This is a genomic window from Bacillus sp. AFS002410 (assembly GCF_002556365.1).
Taxonomy (GTDB): domain Bacteria; phylum Bacillota; class Bacilli; order Bacillales; family Bacillaceae_G; genus Gottfriedia.
The window spans coordinates 1-2,351 of the sequence record NZ_NUEU01000093.1; the positions used below are offsets into that span (position 1 = coordinate 1).

Consider the following 2,351-nt stretch of genomic DNA (forward strand, 5'->3'; position numbering starts at 1 on the left):
AATTCACGAAAATTATTTGAATTCATTATTATTCCCCCTACTATGTGTATTGACAATGTATGAGAATTTTTGACGTTATATACTATGGAGATTAGATTAATAACTCCTACAAAAAATTTGTAATTAAATTGTATTTACAGGATAAAACATCCATTGTGTCGAATTATCTAATTTAGAAGGGAGTTTGGAAAATGAATAAAAAGAATTTATTAATGAGCCTTCGACTTGCAACAAGAGGAAATTTCTTTTTAATCAACATTAAAAATTCCTTGGAAAATGATACAATTATGATCGAAAAACTAGCTAAGGAACTAGAACTAGATGGATTAATCAAACTAAAAGAGTGCACACAGCTTGAAGATTCACTCTTTTCAAGTGGAATACTTAAATATGCATCCAATTAAATTGGATGCTTTTTCGTCGTTGAACAAATCGAATATAGATACAAATGATTCAAAAAAACGGACCTCCTTTTTTATAAAAGTAAAGTCCGTTTTAAAATGCCGATTTTAGTTCAACTATCGCATGCTTTAGTTGATTAATATTTTCTTAAAGAAGATTGTTTTTTTAGACAGTCTTTTTTTAGTTAAATATCAGTAAATTCTTATTAAAAAGGCAATAAAAAAAGAACCCTATTTTGAGTGTCAAGTCAATAGGGTTAAACGGGAAATTATAGATGTATAGATTTTTAAAAGGGACTGAAAGATTTCAAAGTTTTTTAAAGGGGAAAAGATTTGTAATCAAATTCTTTTCTATTTGATAATATCATTATTTTTAAAGAAAGTTTGTGAATATCGTTACAAACTAATGACAATTAAGAGGTTATTTTTACAAACAAAAAAAGAGAAGGTAGGGGGGAGACCTTCTCAACAGGAATAACTTTATATATCTATGTTCGGTTGAATGTGAGAGGACCTAAAAAATAATTTGAATACGTACGAATACGAATTTTAAAGAAACAAAAAGGCTCTAGTGAAAACTGGAGCCTTTTTGTTTTAAGCTTTTATTCCCTTTAAGTTTCCCTTGTAATAAGAGAATCAGTAATAAACTAAGCGGAATAAGGATTTGAAGTGGAATGTGTAGTAAAAAAGGTGCTTTACTAACAGCTTCATTATGTTGGTCTATAAAACTAGAAGCCAACCATAATGAACTAGTGATAATAATAATTGAAATTGGATAGACTAGCTGTTCACTTTTCTTTACATTAAATAATTCTGCAGTTCCAGATACCGCGCAATAAAAATAAACAACAATTTTTACATAATAACCAGTTACTGAAATCAGTACAATAAATGAATCCATTCTTTGGATAAAATCAGCAACATTGATATAACTAACTGATGTTAGAAGTGGAAAGACTGTTCTTGTTACTTCTGAAACACCTAAGATTGCTATATTTAATACTGCGAATAAACTTAATGCAGCCCCTGAAATTAATAATGCGGGTATACCTACCTTTATTGCTGACTTTTGTTTATTTAAATATGGCATGATCATAGTAAATACAAATATTTCACCAAATGGAATTGTGACTGTGATAGGAAAAGCTCCTTTTATTACAGGCTTCAATCCATTTTCTAAAACCGGTCTTAAATTTTTAAATTCAATTAAATTAGAAACGATTTCAAGTGTTATAAATAGGACAACAATAGCTACTGTCATCAGAAATATTAATTCGTTCGCTCGGGCGAATGTTTCAAATCCTTTATAAAGTGTATAAAGGACTAAGAACATTGTTATTATTACGAGTGCAATTAGGGATGAAGCATTATAAAGAGTAATTCTTAGTAAAGCTGCAAGTTCACGTAAATCTCGTGCTGCCATATAAATAAAATACACAATATAAACTAATGCCATTAGTTTCCCTACAAATTTACCTAAAATAACTTGAATGTATTGTGTAAATTGTAAATCAGGGAATAACGTATATAACTTAATATACAGAGCAAATAATAAACAAGCTGTAAAATCTGCTATTAATACACACATCCATGCATCTTGATTGGCAATAGTGTAAATTAGACCTGGTGGTGGAATACCGACAATAAACGAAAAAATAATACAAAAAAATTGAAAGCCACTTATTTTTATTTTGCGATTCATATAATTCCTACTTTTGACTTCAAATTTTACTTCCGGATTTATTATTATTTCCAAAAAATCCTATAATAAAAGTGTTAATTAGAGCTTTAATGACTTACAAAATATAATTTGAATAATCCATTCCTTCATCCACCCAGTTTTTTAAATCTAGGCTCTGTTAAGCTAAAATGTTGATTTTTGCGGACTAAAAAAGACTGTTTTGACCAAACAGTCTTTTTAATGCTTATCCAACTAGTCGAGTAGAATGG

At 28.9% G+C, this 2,351-nt stretch carries 2 protein-coding genes; one reads left to right on the plus strand and one right to left on the minus strand.

The window, feature by feature from the left end; translation table 11 throughout:
* Positions 1 to 191 precede the first annotated feature (191 nt).
* The gene (locus CN692_RS22915) at positions 192 to 404 is read left to right on the plus strand and encodes a hypothetical protein (RefSeq protein WP_098121442.1); all 213 of its coding nucleotides are present in this window, start codon (positions 192 to 194) and stop codon (positions 402 to 404) included.
* Between the two features lie 565 nt (positions 405 to 969).
* Here CN692_RS22915 and CN692_RS22920 read toward each other — a convergent pair.
* Entirely contained in the window at positions 970 to 2,103 is a 1,134-nt protein-coding gene (locus CN692_RS22920; protein ID WP_098121443.1) for a GerAB/ArcD/ProY family transporter, read from the minus strand.
* Positions 2,104 to 2,351: the final 248 nt, after the last annotated feature.

Excerpts from the sequence above, each read along its gene's own strand:
- CN692_RS22915 (WP_098121442.1), top strand. The coding sequence starts at position 192 with ATGAATAAAAAGAATTTATTAATGAGCCTTCGACTTGCAACAAGAGGA.
- CN692_RS22920 (WP_098121443.1), bottom strand. The coding sequence starts at position 2,103 with ATGAATCGCAAAATAAAAATAAGTGGCTTTCAATTTTTTTGTATTATT.